We start from the raw sequence: 13,345 nt of genomic DNA on the forward strand, positions 1-13,345 counted from the left end.
GCGTCGGCCCGGCTTAGGTCTGCCGCTGGCTATTTCCCAGCCGGAGTTCGACGCTCTCGTCGGGCAAATGCCTTTGCGCATAGGCGGGGATCTTGAACCGCTTGCGGTATGCGCCGGGCGCCAGCCCCGTCACACGTTTGAACAAGCGACGGAAGAACGCAGGCTCTTCGTATCCGACCTGCCAGCTGACGTCGTCGATTGACGCGTCGGTGCGCTCCAGTCGGCGCTTGGCGTCCTCGATCCTCAAGCGCTGTACATAGGCGATCGGGCTCAGGCCGGTCGCGCTCGTGAACCGGCGTTTGAAGGTGCGCTCCGTGAGCTGGGCGCAGCGGATCATCTCTTCTATGGGATTGGCGACCGAAAATCGGGTGGCGATCAAGTCCTGCGCCGCCTGAACGGCAAGATCGCCATGATCCTTGCGACCCTCAAAGATGATGTAGGGCGCAAGACCGTCCTGATGCCACTGCAGCGCGAATGAGCGCGCCACGGCCTGGGCTGCGGTCGCGCCGGCGTGTCGGGCGATCAGGTACAACACCAGATCATGCCAGGTCATGGAAGCACCCGAGGAGATGAGCTCCTCTCGCTTGCCCGACACCACCAGCACACGATCCGGGTGGATAGGCACTTGTGGAAACGTCCGGCCGAAGTCGCCGGCGTAGCCATAATGCACGGTCGCGTCCACGCCATCGAACAGACCGGTTTCGGCAAGCAGGAAGATGCCTGAGCACGCCGAGCATAAGAGCGCGCCGCGACCATGCATGGCGCGGAACCACTCGATCAGTTCCGGATGCAGGTCCTTTCGCCAGCCGTTCGGCCCAAGCAGGATCGAAGGAACAATGACGATGTCGGTCATATCCACCTCCGCCACGCTTCGCTGAACCATGACCGGCACGCGGCTGGCCAGTTCCAGAGCGCCCGTTTCGAGGCCGACGATCTCAATCTCGAAGGGCGGAGCCTGGCGCGGCTCACTGCCCGGCAGCGGCATTATTTTGAAGGCATTCATCACGTCGAAGATGCCCGACAACGTGGACACCACGGCCTCTGGAATGGCCACCAGACTCACGTGAAGCGGCTCGGATGCGGCAGTGGTGAAGTGACGATGCATGTCGGCTAATCCATGTCGCAGGTGCCGCAACCATAGCGCCCGGCGAGCGCGGCCGCCAGTTTCTCTCCTGACGACGGGCCAGTGGCACAAATGGCCCGATTCTGGAGAGTCGCGCTCTCCAGTTTCTTCCCTGTTCCTGCGATTCAGCCGCTGCCTCGGGGGTTGCCCGAGCGATTGGACAGGAGACTTGGACATGGAGCATACCCACAACCATAAGATCGATCCGGCAAAACTCGATGCGCTCGTCGCGCGAGCGATCGGTGATATTTCGGCCGGCTACGGCGGAGTCATGATCAGCCTCGGCCACCGTCTCGGTCTTTACAAGGCCATGGCGGGCCTCGGACCCCTCAGTGCCCGCGCGCTCGCGGGGCGCGCCGGCTGTGCCGAACGTTACGTACGCGAATGGCTCAATTCCCAAGTGGCGGGCGGCTATATCGTTTACCACCCGGTCAGCGACACCTACGAGTTGACACCCGAACAGGAAGTCGTGCTCGCCGACGAGGACAGCGCCGTCTTCATTCCCAACGCTTGGGCGGTGCCCGCTTCGATGTGGGCCGACGAAGAGAAGGCCGTAGAGGCTTTCCGCACCGGCAAGGGCATCGCCTGGGGAGATCATGACGGACGCCTGGCCTGCGGCGTGGCCGCCTTTTACCGGAACGGCTACAAGGCCAGTCTCGTCAGCGAATGGCTGCCATCCCTGGAGGGCGTCGTCGAGAAGCTCAGGACTGGTGCGCTTGTCGCCGACATCGGGTGCGGCCACGGCCATTCGACGGCGCTCATGGCAAAGGCCTTTCCGGCTTCCCGCTTCCATGGCTTCGACAATCACGAAGACTCGCTGGGGGAGGCCCGTCGCGGCGCCGCCAAGCAGAGCTTGGAAGGGCGCGTGGCGTTCGAAAAGGCGCGGGCCGACGACTACCCGGGCAGCGGCTACGATCTGATCTGCTTCTTTGATGCCCTGCATGACATGGGCGATCCTGTCGCCGCGGCAGTGCATGCATCAAAGGCGCTGGCGCCGGACGGGACGGTGATGCTGGTCGAGCCTTTCGCCAATGACCGGGTCGAAGACAACATCTCGCCGGTGGCGAGAATGTATTACGCGGCCTCCACCACCATCTGCTGCGCCCACGCTATTTCGGACGGCGGCCGCCTCGTGCTGGGCGCCCAGGCCGGCGAGGCACGGCTGGCGGAAGTGTTCCGCAAGGCCGGGTTCACCCGTTTCCGTCGTGCCTTCGAGACGCCGTTCAACTTGGTCCTCGAGGCCCGGCTCTGACCTTCGAAAGCTAACACCCATCGGTCGCAGCGGTCGACTTCCGGCCTCGCGGCGCAAAGGGGGCGCGGGGCGGGTGGCAATCCCTTCGATCCCAACAAACAGGAGACTGATCATGAAAAACATTCTCGCAGGCATAGGCTTCGCCATCGCTACCGTACTTGCCGCACCGCTCGCCGTTGCGCAGGAACTGCCGGCGGCCGAGCAGACCTACAAGGAAATCGAGGCGACGCTCGGCATCGTGCCGAGCCATATCAAGGCCTATCCAAAGTCGGCAGTCGCCGGCGCTTGGGCGATGTTCAAGGGTCTCGAGCTTCAACCCAAGAACAACGCTCTCGAACCGAAGGTAAAGTCGCTCATCAACGTCGCGGTGGCGGCGCAGATTCCGTGCCGTTACTGCATCTGGCTGGAAACCAAGATGGCCAAGGACCGCGGCGCCACCGACGAGGAGGTCGCCGAAGCCGTGGCCCATGCCGGCTACGTCCGGCACTGGAGCGCCGTGCTGAATGGCCTGCAGATCGACTTCGAAACCTTCAAGACCGAATTTGGCGGCGACTGACGGCAGCCGGTGCCCGGCGTTTCAACCGGGCACCGCCCCTTCCTGCACGCCCCACCACATGGGAACTCTCATGGAACTGCTCATCAACGCGGCGAACATTCTTTACGTGATTGCCTACTTCACGATGGACATGCTGCGCCTGCGAATGCTCACCCTGACGGCGGCAACCTGCCTCGCAGTATACTTCTACTGCCAGCCCGTCCCGATGTTGAACGTCGTGGCATGGAACGTCTTCTTCATCGGCCTGAACGTGGTCCACATCACCCGGATCGTGCGCGAGCGGTACACTGGCGCAGCGACCTGATTGCCGGTGGCAGTGCCTCTAAGCATCGGGTGCGCCGATTCGATCATGGCCCCGAAATCGAGTTTGGTCTCGCCTCGCGGCCGTCGAATCGCTCGATTGATCACCGCCAGCCGAGTGCCGGCGCGACGTGCTTCAGGATCGCCTCGATGACATGGGCGTTGTAGTCGACGCCGAGCTGGTTGGGAACGGTGAGAAGCAGCGTGTCGGCCTCGGCGATCGCCTCGTCTTGCCTGAGCTGATCCACCAGCTTGTCCGGTTCGGCGGCGTAGGTACGGCCGAACACGGCGCGCTTCTCCGGCTCGATATAGCCGAAATGATCCTCGCCCTCGCTGCCGCCGAAATACGCGCGGTCCATGTCGTTGACCAAGGCGAAGATGCTGCGGCTGACCGACACGCGCGGCTCGCGCGCATGGCCGGCTTCCTTCCAGGCGGCGCGGAAGGCTCTTATCTGCTCGGCCTGCTGGATGTGCAGCGGCTGGCCGCCCTCGTCGAATTTCAGCGTCGAGCTCTGCAGGTTCATGCCGAGCTTGGCCGCCCATTCGGCGGTGGCGTTGGTGGCCGCGCCCCACCAGATCCGTTCGCGCAGGCCCTCCGAGAACGGCTCGAGCCTGAGCAATCCAGGCGGATTGGGAAACATCGGCCGCGGATTGGGCTGGGCAAAGCCTTCGCCGCGCAACAGATCGAGGAGGATCTCGGCGTGGCGGCGCGCCATGTCGGCATCGGTCTTGCCCTCTTCCGGCACGTAGCCGAAATAGCGCCAGCCATCGATCACCTGCTCGGGCGAGCCGCGGCTGATACCGAGCTGCAGCCGGCCGCCGGCGATGAGGTCGGCCGCACCCGCATCTTCGGCCATGTAGAGCGGGTTCTCGTAGCGCATGTCGATGACGGCGGTGCCGAGCTCGATACGCTTGGTCTTCGCGCCGGCCGCGGCAAGCAGCGGAAACGGCGAGGCGAGCTGGCGGGCGAAATGGTGGACGCGGAAATAGGCGCCGTCGGCGCCGAGCTCCTCGGCCGCGACTGCAAGGTCGATCGACTGCAGCAACGCGTCGGCGCCCGAGCGCGTGCCCGATTGCGGGGCGGGCGACCAGTGCCCGAACGACAGAAATCCGATCTTCTTCATGCGCTCCGTTCCGCGTCGGGCGGCCCGCTGAACCGCTCGTGTTCTTGTGTTGCTCCAGCGCAATACCAGGAAAACGTGCGACGGGCGTTCCGCCGCGGAATTGCGCAATGCAACGCAAATAGTTGAAGCCATGCGGCTATTCAACGAAACGCGACCGGATACAGACCGTCAATCGATCCGGATCCAGACGCCCTTGGTGTTGAGATATTCGTCGAGATGCTCGGCGCCGCCCTCGCGGCCGTAACCGCTCATCTTGTAGCCGCCGAACGGCACGGCCGGGTCGATCGCGTGATAGGTGTTGACCCAGACCGAGCCGGCGCGCAGCCGGTTGGCGAGCTGGTGCGCCTTGCCGACATCCTTGGTGAACACGCCGGCGCCGAGACCGTAGGGCGTGTCGTTGCCGCGCCGCACCGCTTCGTCCAGCGTGTCGAAGGGCAGCGCCGAGATGATCGGCCCGAAGATTTCCTCGCGCGCGATGCGCATGCCGTCGGTGACGCCGGAAAACACGCCGGGCGTCATGAAATTGCCTGCGGCCAGCGCGCCCTTGGTGATGCGCTCACCACCTGTCACCAGCCGCGCGCCCTCGCGCGCGCCGTCCGCGATGAAGCCTGAGACGCGCTCGAGCTGTCTTGGCGAGATCAGCGGTCCGATCTCGGTCTCGGGGTCGGCGCCGTCGCCGATCCGCAGCTTTGCCGCGAAGGCCGCGACGCGTTCGACGAATTCGTCATAGATCGGCCGTTCGACGAAGAGCCGGGAGCCGGCGATGCAGACCTGGCCGGAATTCGCGAAGACCGACATGGCCGCCACCGGCACGGCGCGCTCGATGTCGGCATCGGCGAGCACGATTACCGGCGATTTGCCGCCTAGCTCCAGCGACACACGCTTCATGTTGGCGGCCGAGGCGCGCAGAATCGCCTGGCCGGTGGCGGTCGAGCCGGTGAAGACCACCTTGTCGACATGCATATGCGCCGCGAGCGGCGCACCGGCTTCCGCGCCCGTGCCGGTCACGACGTTGACGACGCCCGGCGGCACGCCGGCCTCCTGCATCAGGTCGGCGATCAGAAGCGGCGTCAGCGGTGCCTCTTCCGACGGTTTCAGCACGATGGTGCAGCCGGTGGCCAGGGCCGGGCCGATCTTCCAGATCGAGGCGGCGGTGGGCGCATTCCACGGAATGATCGCGCCGACCACGCCGACCGGCTCCTTGCGCGTGTAGGAGACGATCTCGCCGGGCAGCGAATTGCCGATCGTCTGGCCGTGGATCGACGTCGCCATGCCGGCATAGAAGCGCAGCATGCCGAGCACGCGGTTGCGGTTGGCCAAGGTGCGGGTGATCGGCATGCCCATGTCGGTGGTGTCCGAAAGCGCCAACTCTTCCCAATGCCGCTCCATGAGATCGGCGATCTTCAAAAGCAGCAGCTGGCGCTCATATGGCTTGAAGCGGCCCCACGGTCCCTCGAAGGCGCGCCGCGCGGCGGCCACCGCCAGGTCGACGTCCTTGGAATCCGCAAGCGGCACGGTGCCCAGCACCGCGCCCGTGGCGGGGTTGCGCGTCTCGAATGTCCGGCCGCTCACCGCATCGCGCCACTCACCGTCGATCATCATCTGCCGGTGCCGGCCGTCGATCGGCGTGCGCAGGGGAAGGTCTCTCACCGATAACGTCATCTGAAGCCGCTTCCTCTGATGAGCATGGCCTTATGCCACCGGCCTGCGCACGGGCGCAAGTTCGCCGCCGCGGTCGAGAAGGTGCAGCCGGCGACGGCTGATTCATCCATCCGCCATACTTTGTGCGTCATCGCCTGTTGAACAAGGCTGAACCGGCACCGCCTTCCCAAAAGGGCGGCGAAACACAGACCTCGGTGCCCATTCATGCATGAACTGACCCCCGTTCTCTCCACCGTGGCCGCTTCGTTCCTGGCGTCCCTTGTCGAGGTGGTCGAAGCCTTCACCATCGTGCTGGCCGTCGGCGTGACGCGCGGCTGGCGGCCGGCGCTGACAGGCGCCGTCTCGGCGCTCGCCGTGCTGGCGGCGCTGGTGCTGGCTTTCGGACCGCTGCTGCAGCTGATCCCGATCGCGCTCCTGCAATTCGTGGTCGGCGTGCTTCTTATCCTGTTCGGCATGCGCTGGCTGCGCAAGGCGATCCTGCGCAGCGCCGGGATCATCGCGCTCCGCGACGAAGAGGCAGCCTTTTCCAGGGAAACCGACGCGCTGACCCGCCAGGCCAACGACCGTCGCGCCGGCTATCTGGCCGGCGTGGCGGCCTTCAAGGCGGTGCTGCTCGAAGGGGTCGAGGTGGTGTTCATCGTCATTGCGGTCGGGACCGCGCATGGCCAGACGCTCTATGCCGGTCTCGGAGCGCTGGCCGCATTCGTGCTTGTAATGCTGATCGGCCTCGCCATGCACCGGCCGCTGGCGCGTGTGCCGGAAAATGCGCTCAAATTCGTGGTCGGCCTGATGCTGACCAGTTTCGGCGTGTTCTGGACAGGCGAAGGCCTCGGCGCCGAATGGCCGGGCGAGGATTTTGCGCTGCTTGCCATCTTCGTCGTCATCGCCGCGGCATCCTTCGCCATGGTGCGCTGGCTGCGCAACGCCCACGTGGCTGCTGCCAAAGCAATTCCAGGAAAAGTGTGAAACGGTTTTCCGTCCGGAATTGCGGTCAAAAAGAAACAGAGCGGCTTGCCGTTTCCGTGAAATGGTGAACCGCTCGAAGGGAATTGCCCGATGAAAATCGTCCGCCTCGTCCTGAAGGAGCTCGTCGGCATGTTCGTCGACGACGGCAGCCTTGCGCTTCTGGCACTGCTTCTGATCGCTTTGGTCGCCGGCGCCGTGAAGCTTCTGGCGCTGCCGCCGCTCCTCGGCGCTGTCCTGATCCTGATCGGCTGCCTGGCGATCCTTTTGGAAAGCACGAGGCGCGGCGCGCGCGGCGGAGGCAAAGGCTAAGCCGGCCTGATGGGTGGCGCGGGCCAATTCGACGCGACGCGCTTTAGGCTCGGAGGGCGCGACTTTCCTCGCCGATCGCGCGTTTGACGAAAAGCTCGGCGTGCTCGGCCCACTGGATTTCTGTGACGTTGTTCTCGCGAACCGATCGCTTGAAAGCTTCCCGCAACGCGTCGAGTTCAAACACCGACAACCGTCCGAGCGTATCGTGTTTCGACGTGCGAATTTCCATCACGCAGCCCAACAGCCCAAGTCATAAAGAGGTATATGCTTCGCCAGCTCGGACTCAAGGCATTGCCCCTGACTTCTTTTGGGTGCAATCGCCGGGCTTGTTAGCTCGGGCAGCGAAACGCCCAATCGCAATCAGTAGATTGTGAACAAGGTCGGCAGCATGCCGATCATACGAAAATGCTCGACCGCCTCGATAAGCGGAAAGAAGGCCAGAAAATATAGACCGTCCCGGAACGTGCTTTTCAGCGCGCTGGTGGAAAAGACCCAGTGGTCCTCGTCGCGGTAGAGCATCGGATTCGGCCAGAAACGCGGCGTCCGCTCGGCATAGGCCGTGTAGGCGGCGCCGAACTTGCCGGACAGGAACTCGGCCTCCCGGCCGGCGGTGAACCGGAAGACGAGGAAGCTTGCAAGCCCAAGCATCGCCGCGGCCAGCACCGATCCGAACATCAGCCCGATACCCACCGCTCCGATGATCGAGAAGAAATAGAGCGGATTGCGGCTCATCGAGAACGGACCGGAGACGACCAGCTCGTCGTTCTTCCTGCCGCCGACATAAAGAATGCTCCACAGCCGGCCGAGAAAGCAGACGAGCACGAAGCCGAAGCCGGCCGTCTCCATCAGCTCGTGTCCGCTCGAGCCCTCGCTGAGGAACGGCTTGGCAAACAGCAGCAAGACGATGGCCGTCACTGCGGCGACCTGGACGACGATCAGGCGCTTGTGCTGGTCGAAGGCCTTTGGCGCTGACTTGAGCGATGTGTAAGCCATTCGATTTGAGTCACTCCGGCCGGGCCAGCGCTCCCCTAACCTTTCTCGCGCCCGGCGGCGAGGTCTTCCCATTATTTTCGATCATTCTTACGAATTTGTAAGGACCCGGACAGGCCTGCGTAAGTCCGGCTTGTGGGAATGGGGCCTCGCCGATGCTACCGTGCCGCTTGAACTCGACACCGGACGATAGGCCAAGATGCGACTGCTGCTGGTTGAGGATGACCCAAGGACTGCCGACTACATCGTCAGGGGACTGAGCGAGGCCGGGCACGCCTGCGATCTCCTGCGCAATGGCCACGAAGCGCTCGCCGCGGCAACCCGCAATGCCTATGACGTCATCGTTGCCGACCGTATGGTCCCCGGTCTCGACGGCCTGTCGATGATCAAGGCGGTGCGAGCGGCGGGCATCAAGACGCCGGCGATATTCCTGACCTCGATCGGCGGCGTCGACGACCGGGTGGAAGGGCTGGAGGCCGGCGGCGACGACTATCTGGTCAAGCCCTTCGCCTTTTCCGAACTGCTTGCCCGCATCAACGCGCTCGGCCGGAGGCCGGCGGCGCAGGAGCAGAAGACCAGCCTTCGTGTTGCCGACCTCGAAATGGACCTGATCATGCGGCGCGTGACCAGGCAGGGCAGGACCATCGACCTGCAGCCCCGGGAGTTCAGCCTGCTCGAAGTGCTGATGCGCGGCGAGGGCCGGGTGATTACCCGTACCATGCTTCTGGAGCGCGTCTGGGACTTCCATTTCGATCCCAAGACCAGCGTCGTCGAAACCCATATCAGCCGGCTCAGGGCCAAGGTCGACAGGCCGTTCGACGTGCCGCTCATCCATACCGTGCGCAACACCGGCTACAGCCTGCACGCGCAGGGTTGACGATCCATGCCTGATCGCATCTCGCGCCTCCGGCCGGCTGTCCGTATATAAGCGACATGGCGATGCTGGACTCCACAAGGCAATGGGCGCTTCGCATGAAGCGCGACGTCGTGGCGCTCTGGCTTGCCGCCCGCGATCCACGCGTCCCCTGGTACGCAAAGGTCGTGGCCGGCGCGGTCGCGGCCTATGCGCTGAGCCCCGTCGACCTCATTCCGGATTTCATTCCGATCATCGGCTATCTGGACGATCTTGTAATCGTTCCGCTCGGCATCCTGCTTGCGGTAAAGCTGGTTCCGGCCGGGCTCATGCGGGAATTCCGCAACACCGCCACGCGCAGCACCCGGCCGGTCAGCCTGACCGGTCTGATCTTCATGATTGCCGTCTGGATCGTGGCGGCCCTGGCCCTGCTATGGCTGGTCTGGCCGAGCCCCGCCTGAAACGATGAAGGAAGCACGCCCCAGCCTGCTGCGCAGCACGCCGTTCCGCCTGGCACTGACCTTTGCCTTCCTTTTCGTGCTCGCCTTCATCCTGTCCGGCGCGGTCGTCTATCAGCTGATGAGCGCCGATCTGGCGAGGCGGCTCGATAAGTCCATCAAGGAGACCTATTCGGTCGTTGCCCTGACCTATGCCGCCAACGACAAGGAGGATCTTGTCGCCTCGGTCAACAACAACGCCGACCTCAGCCCCGACAAGGACCAGCTTTTCTCGCTGACCGACCCCGCCGGCAACCGTCTGGCAGGCAATTTCACCGCCTCCGGCCTGCCCGACGGTTTCTCGATGTTCGCCGCCAGATTGCCGGGCGTGCCGCCCGACACGATGTACCGCGCCTATACCGGCGAGGTCGGCGGCAACAATCTGACGGTTGCCTTCTCGCTTGCCGAGACGGACGAGTTGAAGACCATCGTGCTGATGAGCTTCGGCTGGGGCACGCTGTTTATCACCGGGCTCGCCATTGCCGGCGGCGCCCTGCTCGCCTCGCGCGTCCAGCGGCGGCTCGACGGCATTGCCGCCACCATGGTCGACGTCTCGCACGGACGGCTCGACGCGCGCATCCCGTTGACCGGCAATGGCGACGACATCGACGCCGTGTCCACCCAGGTGAACGCAGCCCTCGACCGCTTGTCGGGCCTGGTCGACGGCATGCGGGAGGTGAGCGCCAACATCGCGCACGACCTGAAGACGCCGCTCAACCGCCTGCAGATGATCCTGGAGCAGGCTGCCGACAAGACCGCCTCCGGCGAGACCGTTTCAGCCGAGCTGGCCGATGCGCGCAGCGAAAGCCGGCAGATCAACGACACCTTCGATGCGCTGCTGCGCATCGCTCAGATCGAGGCCGGCGCGCGCAAGGCCCGCTTTGTCGATCTCGAGGTCGGCAGTGTCGTCGACACCATCGGCGAGGTCTATGCCGACGTCGCCGAGGATGACGGAAAATCGTTGTCGACGACGCTCGTTCCGGACACCAAATGGTACGTCCACGGGGACCGCGACCTGCTGATGCAGATGCTCGCCAACCTGGTCGAGAACGCGCTCAGGCACTGTCCCCCCGGCACAGCGATCGAGCTGTCGGTGACAAAGCAGGGCGAGCGTGTCCTCGTCCATGTCCGCGACGATGGGCCCGGCATTCCGGCCGGCGAGCGCGAAAAGGTCTTTCAGCGGCTTTACCGGCTGGATTCCAGCCGCACGACGCCGGGCAGCGGCCTCGGCCTAAGCCTCGTCAAGGCGGTCGCGGACCTGCATGGCGCGTCGATCACGCTGGAGAACAACCATCCAGGGCTTGCCGTCATCGTCGACTTCCCCGCGGTGAGGGAGCCGGCCGCCTGACGGCGGGCTTCAGCGCACGCCCGCCCTGCGAAAATCGGAGGGCGACATGCCGGCAAGCTTGCGGAACGACTTGTTGAAGGCGCTGAGCGAGCCGAAGCCCGAGTCCATGGCGACCTTCAGCACATTGGCGCCCTCATGCATCAAAAGCGCCTGGGCATAGCTCAGCCGCAGCAGATTGACATATTCGTTGAGCGTCATGCCGGTCGATTTCTTGAACAGGCTCATGGCGTATTTCGGATGGATGTCGGCCGCCGCCGCGATGTTCACGCAGTCGATGTCGTAGAGGAAATTCTCGGCGATGAAATCGCACATGCGCCCGACATTTCGCGAGGACTGCTGGTCGAAGGCGCTGCCGGCGCCGTGTCCGGACGCGGTTGCCGGCACCAGCCGGTACGGCTCGAAGCGCACGCGCTCCAACCGCAAGAGCAGCTCGTTGACGGCGTGTTCGGCCTTGGCCGCATCGCCCGAGCGCGCATACTCGTTCCAGCGCTTGAAATTGTCGTTGTCGGACTGGTCGGTGGCATTCGTCACCAGCGTCGCACCCGTCATCAGCCGATGCCGGACATCGGCCGGCAGATGCAGCCTGAAGAAATGCACCAGCGGCAGATGCGCGCCGGCATAGATGGCGTCATCGGTGAGATCATCCATCTGGTGCGGCAGCCCGCCCCAGAACAGGCACATCTCACCGGCAGAGAGCGCGATCTCATGCTCGGCCATGCGGTAGTGCACGCTGCCGCGCACGATGAAGTTGACCTCGACCTGGGCGTGCCAATGCGGCTTCAGCATCACCAACGGCTGGTTGTGGAACATCTGCAAGGCCAGCGGCAGGCCTTCGACGCTGCTCGCGCCTGGCTGGTAGAACGGACGCTGAGGCATCTTACTTTCCGCCAATTTCTTATTCCCTTTGTCGGGGACAAGCCTTCCGCGCCGCATAATCTAGCCAGGCTCACGGTGAGAGAGCAAACGAAATGGGAGGATTTCAATGCGCACCACACTGACCTGCGCCGCGCTTTTGCTTGCCCTGGGCTCCGGCCCCGCTTTGGCGCAATCCGGCGAACTCACGATCTGGAGCTGGAACATCGCCGCTTCGTCGCTGAAGGCCACCGTCGCGGGCTTCAACAAGAAGTACCCCGACATCAAGGTCACCGTTCAGGACCTCGGCAACCAGCCGACCTATGACAAGTCGATCGCCGGCTGCGCCGCCGGTGGTGTCGGCCTGCCCGACATCGTCTCGATCGAGAACGGCGAGGCCGAGAACTATTGGAGCCAGTTCCCGGACTGCTTCGTCGACCTGCACACGCTGGGCTACAGCGCGGAAGACCAGAAGAAATTCCCCGATTTCAAGCGCACCGAGCTCGAGGTCGGCGACAAGGCCTATGCCATGCCCTGGGATTCCGGCCCGGTGGCCGTCTTCTACCGCCGCGACTTCTACGAGAAGGCGGGTGTCGACCCCGCATCGATCAAGACCTGGGATGATTTCATCGCCGCCGGCAAGAAGATCCAGGCAGCCAACCCCGGCGTCACAATGACCAACGCCGACTTCAACGGCGATACCGAATTCTTCCGCATGATCTCCAACGAGCAGGGCTGCGCCTATTTCGCCGAGGACGGCCAGTCGATCACGGTCAACCAGCCGAAATGCGTCGACGCCATGACCAAGGTCAAGGAAATGAAGGACGCCGGCATCGTTTCGTCGGCCGACTGGTCGACCAAGATCACCAACAACACGGCCGGCACCGTCGCCACCCAGGTCTATGGCGGCTGGTATGAGGGCACGATACGCACCGAATCGCCGAAGGAAAGCGGCAAATGGGGCGTCTACCTGATGCCGAGCCTGACCGCCGACGGCCCGCGCGCCGCCAATCTCGGCGGCTCCTCTTTGGCCATCACCTCGGCCAGCAAGAACAAGGAAGCGGCCTATGCCTATCTGAAATACACGCTGGAGACCAATGAAGGCCAGATCACCATGCTGAAGGATTTCGGCCTGGTGCCGTCGCTGATTTCCGCGCTCGACGATCCTTACGTCGCGCAGGGCCAGCCCTATTGGGGCGGCCAAGCGGTCTGGAAGGATATCCTCGCCACGCTGCCGAAGGTCGTGCCGAGCCGCGGCACGCAGTTCCAGAGCGATGCCGAGATCATCGTGCGGGCCGTGCAGACCAAGTATCTTGCCGGCGGCTATCCCGATGCCAAGGCCGCACTCGACGACGCCGCCAGCCAGATCGCCTCTGCGACGGGCCTGCCGGTCAAGTGAGCGTCGCTTTTCCTTCTCCCCTTGTGGGAGAAGGTGGATTGGCGCGTAGCGCCAAGACGGATGAGGGGTGTTGGACGGATTGCCGTCGTTGCCAAGCTGGATCACCCCTCATCC

General features: G+C 64.1%; 15 protein-coding genes. 9 read left to right on the top strand and 6 right to left on the bottom strand.

Annotated elements, in window-relative coordinates:
• Positions 1–13: 13 nt before the first annotated feature.
• Positions 14–1,105, bottom strand: coding sequence for a helix-turn-helix domain-containing protein (locus EOD29_RS18305; protein WP_066991583.1), 1,092 nt, complete (start codon positions 1,103–1,105; stop codon positions 14–16).
• Between the two features lie 193 nt (positions 1,106–1,298).
• Between EOD29_RS18305 and EOD29_RS18310 the strand changes: the two genes are divergently transcribed.
• The 3 genes from EOD29_RS18310 (at position 1,299) to EOD29_RS18320 (ending at position 3,235) form a co-directional block, all read left to right on the top strand.
• Positions 1,299–2,375, top strand: coding sequence for a class I SAM-dependent methyltransferase (locus tag EOD29_RS18310; RefSeq protein WP_127214461.1), 1,077 nt, complete (start codon positions 1,299–1,301; stop codon positions 2,373–2,375).
• Between the two features lie 112 nt (positions 2,376–2,487).
• A complete protein-coding gene (locus tag EOD29_RS18315) occupies positions 2,488–2,931 on the top strand; it encodes a carboxymuconolactone decarboxylase family protein (protein WP_127214463.1) in 444 nt (147 codons plus the stop codon).
• 70 nt (positions 2,932–3,001) lie between these two features.
• Positions 3,002–3,235, top strand: a complete 234-nt coding sequence (locus tag EOD29_RS18320) for a hypothetical protein (protein WP_127403647.1) — start codon at positions 3,002–3,004, stop codon at positions 3,233–3,235.
• Between the two features lie 100 nt (positions 3,236–3,335).
• Here EOD29_RS18320 and EOD29_RS18325 read toward each other — a convergent pair whose 3' ends face one another.
• Positions 3,336–4,355: an LLM class flavin-dependent oxidoreductase gene (locus EOD29_RS18325; protein ID WP_127247378.1), complete on the bottom strand. Its 1,020-nt coding sequence runs from the start codon at positions 4,353–4,355 to the stop codon at positions 3,336–3,338.
• Between the two features lie 168 nt (positions 4,356–4,523).
• Positions 4,524–6,017, bottom strand: a complete 1,494-nt coding sequence (locus EOD29_RS18330) for an aldehyde dehydrogenase family protein (RefSeq protein WP_127247379.1) — start codon at positions 6,015–6,017, stop codon at positions 4,524–4,526.
• Between the two features lie 204 nt (positions 6,018–6,221).
• Between EOD29_RS18330 and EOD29_RS18335 the strand changes: the two genes are divergently transcribed.
• Positions 6,222–6,983 carry a COG4280 domain-containing protein gene (locus EOD29_RS18335; protein WP_127247380.1) on the top strand — a complete coding sequence of 254 codons (762 nt, stop codon included), beginning with the start codon at positions 6,222–6,224 and terminating at the stop codon, positions 6,981–6,983.
• 90 nt (positions 6,984–7,073) lie between these two features.
• A complete protein-coding gene (locus EOD29_RS18340) occupies positions 7,074–7,292 on the top strand; it encodes a hypothetical protein (RefSeq protein ID WP_066991559.1) in 219 nt (72 codons plus the stop codon).
• Positions 7,293–7,335: 43 nt separating this feature from the next.
• Here EOD29_RS18340 and EOD29_RS18345 read toward each other — a convergent pair whose 3' ends face one another.
• Positions 7,336–7,521 (bottom strand): hypothetical protein, encoded by a 186-nt coding sequence (locus EOD29_RS18345; RefSeq protein ID WP_095799570.1) that lies wholly within the window; start codon positions 7,519–7,521, stop codon positions 7,336–7,338.
• Positions 7,522–7,652: 131 nt separating this feature from the next.
• On the bottom strand, positions 7,653–8,285 hold the full coding sequence (locus tag EOD29_RS18350) for an isoprenylcysteine carboxylmethyltransferase family protein (protein WP_095825125.1): 633 nt from the start codon (positions 8,283–8,285) through the stop codon (positions 7,653–7,655).
• A 196-nt stretch (positions 8,286–8,481) separates the two neighbouring features.
• On the opposite strand from EOD29_RS18350, the gene EOD29_RS18355 reads away from it, so the two are divergent.
• Genes EOD29_RS18355 through EOD29_RS18365 form a run of 3 tightly spaced genes read left to right on the top strand, consistent with a single transcriptional unit; the run spans position 8,482 to position 10,980 of the window.
• Positions 8,482–9,159: a winged helix-turn-helix domain-containing protein gene (locus tag EOD29_RS18355; RefSeq protein ID WP_066991553.1), complete on the top strand. Its 678-nt coding sequence runs from the start codon at positions 8,482–8,484 to the stop codon at positions 9,157–9,159.
• A 56-nt stretch (positions 9,160–9,215) separates the two neighbouring features.
• Positions 9,216–9,596: a YkvA family protein gene (locus EOD29_RS18360; protein ID WP_067323554.1), complete on the top strand. Its 381-nt coding sequence runs from the start codon at positions 9,216–9,218 to the stop codon at positions 9,594–9,596.
• A gap of 4 nt (positions 9,597–9,600) precedes the next feature.
• On the top strand, positions 9,601–10,980 hold the full coding sequence (locus EOD29_RS18365; protein WP_127247381.1) for a HAMP domain-containing sensor histidine kinase: 1,380 nt from the start codon (positions 9,601–9,603) through the stop codon (positions 10,978–10,980).
• A gap of 9 nt (positions 10,981–10,989) precedes the next feature.
• On the opposite strand, the gene EOD29_RS18370 is transcribed toward EOD29_RS18365, so the two are convergent.
• Entirely contained in the window at positions 10,990–11,856 is an 867-nt protein-coding gene (locus EOD29_RS18370) for a helix-turn-helix domain-containing protein (protein WP_095799566.1), read from the bottom strand.
• A gap of 106 nt (positions 11,857–11,962) precedes the next feature.
• Between EOD29_RS18370 and EOD29_RS18375 the strand changes: the two genes are divergently transcribed.
• The gene (locus tag EOD29_RS18375; RefSeq protein WP_095831740.1) at positions 11,963–13,231 is read left to right on the top strand and encodes an ABC transporter substrate-binding protein; all 1,269 of its coding nucleotides are present in this window, start codon (positions 11,963–11,965) and stop codon (positions 13,229–13,231) included.
• Positions 13,232–13,345: the final 114 nt, after the last annotated feature.

The sequence above is a fragment of the Mesorhizobium sp. M1A.T.Ca.IN.004.03.1.1 genome, assembly GCF_003997555.1.
GTDB lineage: Bacteria > Pseudomonadota > Alphaproteobacteria > Rhizobiales > Rhizobiaceae > Mesorhizobium.